This is a genomic window from Microvirga tunisiensis, from assembly GCF_009296175.1.
Taxonomy (GTDB): Bacteria; Pseudomonadota; Alphaproteobacteria; order Rhizobiales; family Beijerinckiaceae; genus Microvirga; species Microvirga tunisiensis.
Genome location: NZ_VOSK01000385.1, coordinates 1 through 5,305, shown reverse-complemented (window position 1 = coordinate 5,305; position 5,305 = coordinate 1). Strand labels below are relative to the sequence as shown.

Below are 5,305 nucleotides of genomic sequence, written 5' to 3'. Positions count from 1 at the left end.
CTCCCCGCGCCGCCAATGCCTTGATAGTCATGCGAGCCTCCTGATCGAGCCGGCTCATGCGCTCCTCCGTGTCGTCCCGTGACACGGTAGGTCGACTTCAACCGGAGGCGACATCTCGTAAATCTGGCCGTCGCCTTACTCACACATTCGCGCGTCGCGCTACAGCACCTGACATCAGGCGCTGCACCGCCTGATGCGAAAGCACAGGGGGTCTTGGATGTGACTCTCACAGTTCTGCACAACAGAGGAAAGATTTTCATGGCGACAGGGACAGTCAAGTGGTTCAACGAGCAGAAGGGTTATGGCTTTATTCAACCGGATACCGGCGGCAAGGACGTGTTCGTGCATATCAATGCGGTCGAACGCTCCGGCCTGCGTGGTCTCGCAGAAGGCCAGAAGATCTCCTATGAGGTCGAGGCGGATCGCCGCACCGGCAAAGAATCGGCCGTGGATTTGAAGACGTCCGAATGAGGGCCGCATGCGCGCAATCGGGCCGCTCCGCAGGGGCGGCCATCTACCCCACCGCGAATTCGAGCGCACATCGGACGCATCAGCGCCGGCGAGGGCTCAGGGATCGGGCGAGTTCCCGGATGACGCTATCCTCAATCTCAAGATCGTTCAGTTCTTGCTCGTCGTCCGTTTCGGCCTCAGCCTCGACTGACTTCGAGGGGGCAATCGGCTGAGGAACCGCCGCTTGTGGCTGGTGGGCTCCAAAGCAGCCATCCAGGGTATCGAGCAGGCTGTGGAGCGCCGCGTTTGTAACCTCAACCTCAGGCGCTGCCGGCAGCCCGGCCAGAGCCATGGAGCGGGTCTGGTAAGCAGGGTCTTCCGTGACCTCGGGGCCAAACCAGGCCAGCGGCTGAAACGTGCGGGTCTGCTTGCTCTGCTCGACTGTGACAGTGATCAAATCCAGCGGTCCCGGCGTCATGAAACGGTGGAGAGTGGCTGTTTGGGGGCCGATGTTCAGGCTGACCCTCAGGTACTCCACCCGTCCAGCAGTCAGCTCCAGCAGAGCCTCGGCCTGAGAGCGGGGAATGTCCGTGATCTGCTCGACAGGGTCAGTTGGGTGATTGGCGACCAGGACGAGCTGACCCGTCGCGCCCAAAACCTGCACATGAGTGCCCCGGTTCGAGCGGTCCGGGAAGTAGCCCTGCCCGATGCGGTGGCCTTCCCTCTCCTTCTCGATCAGACGAGCCAGGGAGGGGGCAAGCCGAAAGATGCGGGCGGTGCTCATCACATATCAGCCTTCCACAAAGGGTGCCGCTGGTCGCCCCAGCTGACGTCGGGTTACGGTGTGAGGATGGCTAGGAAGGGAGGCAGCCCCGTTGCACGTCAGGAGATTGCCGGACGCAGCTCCCCTGTCCTGTCCGCACGGATACAGTCAGTGCCTGATGCCGGCGCTCTCAGCCTTCTCGGAAGATCACGCCGTCCAGGATGTCCAGGCCGATCTCCTCACCAACGCTTAGGTTTGTCACAAGAGGGGCCTCGACTTCGAGCTTCGTTCCATCAGCTTGCAACACCTCGATCCGGCGCATGGATCCAAGACGACGAACTCCACTGATGATGCCCTGATGGTGTCCATGACCGGCGAGTACCGGCTTCAGATGCCATGGACGGCAATAGAGACTCGCCTGTCCAATGGTGGCTTTTGGTGCAACCACGGGAGTAGGCTTTCCGTTCACCAGCACCCGCCCATCGCGGATATCGGCATTAAAGCGAGCAGCTTGACCGAGAAAGGTCATCGCGAAGGGCGTTGCAGGATGATCCTGCACGTCATCGGGGCTTCCAACCTGCTCCAGATGCCCGCGATTGAGGACCGCCACCCGGTCCGCCAGTTCCAGGGCCTCATCCTGATCGTGCGTGACGAACACCGTTGTCTTGCCGGTGCGCTCGTGGATGTCGCGCAGCCAGGCGCGGAGATCCTTGCGCACCTTGGCGTCGAGAGCGCCGAACGGCTCGTCGAGCAGCAGGACGCGCGGCTCGACGGCGAGCGCCCGCGCCAGGGCCACCCGCTGACGCTGGCCGCCGGAGAGCTGGGCCGGAAACCGGCTTTCATAGCCGGGGAGCTGAACCAGATCGAGCAGCTCCAAGGTGCGGCGCCGGATCTCGGCTTTGGACGGCCGGTTCGCACGCTCGCGCACCTGCAGACCATAGGCAATGTTGTCGGCGACGCTCATGTGCTTGAACAGGGCGTAGTGCTGGAAGACAAAGCCCACCTGACGCTTCTGCACGGGAAGGGATGTGGCATCCACGCCTCCGAAGAACACCTGTCCGCGATCAGCCTCCGCCAATCCGGCAATGATGCGCAACAACGTGGTCTTGCCAGAACCCGAAGGGCCGAGCAACGCCAGGAGTTCTCCGGGCCGGACTTCCAGATTCACATCGTGCAGCGCAGCCGAACCCGCGAAGTTCTTTGTCACGCCTGCAATACGGATATCGACCGCTCGGCTTCGCTCAGCGGTGTGCGCCACCGGGTAGATCGGCTCCGTGACGCCACTCGAGGAAAGATTTGAGTGCCAAGGTGACGAGGGCGAGGCTAGCGAGGAGCGAGGCGACGGCAAAGGCCGCAACGAAGTTATACTCATTGTAGAGAATCTCCACATGAAGCGGGATGGTGTTGGTGAGGCCACGGATGTGCCCAGAGACGACGGAAACCGCGCCGAACTCGCCCATGGCGCGGGCGTTGCATAGCAGGGCACCGTACAGCAGCCCCCATTTGATGTTAGGCAGCGTCACCGTCAGGAAGGTGCGCCAACCGGTCGCCCCGAGGGTCAGGGCGGCCTCCTCTTCTGCCGTGCCCTGCTCCTGCATGAGAGGGATGAGCTGGCGTGCCACGAAGGGAAACGTCACGAAGATTGTAGCAAGGACAATCCCTGGCAGTGCGAAGGCGATTTTGATGCCGTGTGCCATGAGCCATGGCCCGAACAATCCCTGAGCGCCGAAGAGGAGCAGGTAGATCAGACCCGATACGACCGGCGAGACCGAGAACGGAAGGTCGATGAGCGTGATCAGCAGGCTCTTGCCCTTGAATTCGAACTTGGCGATCGCCCATGAAGCCATGAGGCCGAACACAAGGTTGAGAGGCACAGCAATGGCAGCGACCATCAAAGTCAGCTGGATCGCAGCCAGCGCATCCGCCTCCTGAAAGGCAGCAAGGAAACCGTCGAGCCCGCGCCTGAAGGCTTCCACGAAGACGACGGCGAGCGGCAGGGCCAGAAACAGAAGCAGGAAGATGAGGGCGACCGAGATGGCTAACCACCGGATGAGCTTCCGCTCGGTCACGACGCTCTGCTGCGATGAACCCGCTGGGAGGAAAGCAGCGCTGACATCAGACATGGCCGAACCTCCTGCGGCTCCAAGCCTGGACGAGGTTGATCAGCAAAAGCGCCGAAAACGAGATCGCCAGCATGATGGTCGCGATCACCGTCGCGCCTGTGTAGTCATACTCTGACAGCTTGATCACGATGAGCAGCGGAGCGATTTCAGAGACATAGGGCAGGTTTCCTGCAATGAAGATCACAGAGCCGTACTCTCCGACAGCGCGGGCAAAAGCCAGTGCGAAGCCCGTCAGCACTCCGGGAAGAAGCGGAGGCAGGAGAACGCTCCAAAGGGTGCGCCAGCGCGAAGCGCCGAGGGTTGCGGAGGCCTCCTCCAGCTCATTCTCGATTTCTGTGATCAAGGGCTGGACCGTGCGAACGGTAAAGGGAAGCCCAATGAAGACCAGGGCGACGAAGATGCCAAGCGGTGTGTAGGCCACCTTTAGGCCGAGAGGCTCAAGAAGCGAACCCACCCAGCCATTTGGCGCATAGAGGGCAGCAAGCGCAATGCCTGCGACGGCCGTCGGGAGAGCGAAGGGCAGATCGACAATGGCATCGATGAGCTTACGGCCAGGGAAGTCGTACCGGGTGAGAACCCAGGCGATCAAGAGGCCGAAGAGAGAGGCGACGCCGGCGGCAAGAAGGGAGATGCTGAAGCTCGTCCTGAGTGCCGCAGCGATCCGAGGCTCTGTGGCGGTCGCCACAATGCCGGCGATTCCTATCCCTGAGGCCTTTACCACCAAAGCGCCGAGTGGCAGCAACACCAGCAATCCAAGGTAAAGCAGCGTGTAGCCGAGCGTGACGCCGAAGCCCGGCAGCACGCTCGATTGCTTGAGACGCAGGTAGGACGCAGAGCTCATCGTCAGCGCTTGCTGATCTGGTCGAAGAGCCCGCCGGAATCGAAGTTGTTCTTCTGGATGTCGTCCCAGTTGCCCTGCAGGGACTCGATCGTGAACAGCTTCAGGTTCGGCAGAGCCGCGAGATCCTCCGGCTTGGCGGCCTCGGCCTTGATCGGACGGTAATGGTGCTTGGCGAAGATCGCCTGCGCCTTGTCGGTGTAGAGGAAGTTGAGGAAGGCTTCAGCGGCCTTGCGTGTCCCCTTGCCATCCACATTGCCCTCGACGAGAGCAACCGGCGGCTCCGCCAGGATCGATAGCGTCGGCACCACGATCTCGAACTTGTCGCGCCCGAATTCTTCGAGCACCAGGAACGCTTCATTCTCCCAAGCTGGCAGAACATCCCCGAGGCCGCGCTGCGCGAAGGTCACGGTGGATCCGCGAGCGCCCGTATCGAGCACCGGAACGTTCTTGTAGAGGGCAGTGACGAACTCCTTCGCTTTATCGGCACCGCCATCATTGGTGTGGGAGTAGCCCCAGGCTGCCAGGAAGTTCCAGCGCCCGCCCGCGGAGGTCTTTGGATTAGGCGTGATCACCTGGACGCCTTGCTTCACAAGGTCGTCCCAGTCCTTGATCCCTTTCGGATTGCCCTTGCGAACCAGAAAGACCACGGTCGACGTGTAAGGCAGGGAGTTGTTGGGCAGCTTACTGCGCCAGTCAGTGGGGATCTTCTTCGTCACTTTCGCAATGGCATCGATGTCGGACGGAATGCCGAGCGTCACCACATCGGCATCGATGCCGTCGATCACCGTACGGGCCTGAGCGCCGGATCCGCCATGGGACGTCCGGAGCGAGACGGTCTCACCTGTCTTTGCCTTCCAATCATCCGCAAAGGCCTGATTGATCTCGCGGTAAAGCTCCCGCGTCGGATCGTAGGAGACGTTTAGCCGTTCTTATGCATGGGAAGGTTGATGAAGGCTGGCGAGTGTAGCTTAAGCACTTGAAGCAGCGTAGGATTTGGTTGTTGAGACTAATCCCTGCCACCAATTGCCCTGTGCCACACTCGCCATGCCGGACGATACACCTGCCACCTTCCCGTTTCCAGCCGTTGGCCGCAAGAAGATCACCGCTGCTTTCGACGGTGGGCGCCTG

5 protein-coding genes and 1 pseudogene are annotated in these 5,305 nt (G+C 61.3%); 1 reads left to right on the top strand and 5 read right to left on the bottom strand.

Annotated elements, in window-relative coordinates:
- The first annotated feature begins 258 nt into the window (after positions 1-258).
- Positions 259-471 carry a cold-shock protein gene (locus FS320_RS37360; protein ID WP_152717361.1) on the top strand — a complete coding sequence of 71 codons (213 nt, stop codon included), beginning with the start codon at positions 259-261 and terminating at the stop codon, positions 469-471.
- A gap of 79 nt (positions 472-550) precedes the next feature.
- On the opposite strand, the gene FS320_RS37355 is transcribed toward FS320_RS37360, so the two are convergent.
- From FS320_RS37355 to FS320_RS37335, 5 genes and pseudogenes are all read right to left on the bottom strand, one after another.
- Positions 551-1,234, bottom strand: a complete 684-nt coding sequence (locus tag FS320_RS37355) for a CYTH domain-containing protein (RefSeq protein WP_152717360.1) — start codon at positions 1,232-1,234, stop codon at positions 551-553.
- A 169-nt stretch (positions 1,235-1,403) separates the two neighbouring features.
- Positions 1,404-2,471 carry a sulfate ABC transporter ATP-binding protein gene (locus tag FS320_RS37350; RefSeq protein WP_192926389.1) on the bottom strand — a complete coding sequence of 356 codons (1,068 nt, stop codon included), beginning with the start codon at positions 2,469-2,471 and terminating at the stop codon, positions 1,404-1,406.
- Complete coding sequence (gene cysW / locus FS320_RS37345; protein ID WP_152717358.1) at positions 2,455-3,336, bottom strand: sulfate ABC transporter permease subunit CysW; 882 nt, start codon at positions 3,334-3,336, stop codon at positions 2,455-2,457. The genes FS320_RS37350 and cysW overlap by 17 nt, the downstream gene beginning before the upstream one ends.
- A complete protein-coding gene (gene cysT / locus FS320_RS37340) occupies positions 3,329-4,177 on the bottom strand; it encodes a sulfate ABC transporter permease subunit CysT (RefSeq protein WP_152717357.1) in 849 nt (282 codons plus the stop codon). Before cysT ends, cysW begins: the two co-directional genes overlap by 8 nt.
- Positions 4,178-4,179: 2 nt before the next feature.
- Positions 4,180-5,106, bottom strand: a pseudogene (locus tag FS320_RS37335) (sulfate ABC transporter substrate-binding protein); the annotation flags it as partial.
- Positions 5,107-5,305 lie beyond the last annotated feature (199 nt).

What these genes read in the sequence shown, in the direction of transcription:
- FS320_RS37355 (WP_152717360.1), bottom strand. Translation starts at nt 1,234, where the DNA reads ATGAGCACCGCCCGCATCTTTCGGCTTGCCCCCTCCCTGGCTCGTCTG.
- FS320_RS37360 (WP_152717361.1), top strand. Translation starts at nt 259, where the DNA reads ATGGCGACAGGGACAGTCAAGTGGTTCAACGAGCAGAAGGGTTATGGC.
- cysT (WP_152717357.1), bottom strand. Translation starts at nt 4,177, where the DNA reads ATGAGCTCTGCGTCCTACCTGCGTCTCAAGCAATCGAGCGTGCTGCCG.
- cysW (WP_152717358.1), bottom strand. Translation starts at nt 3,336, where the DNA reads ATGTCTGATGTCAGCGCTGCTTTCCTCCCAGCGGGTTCATCGCAGCAG.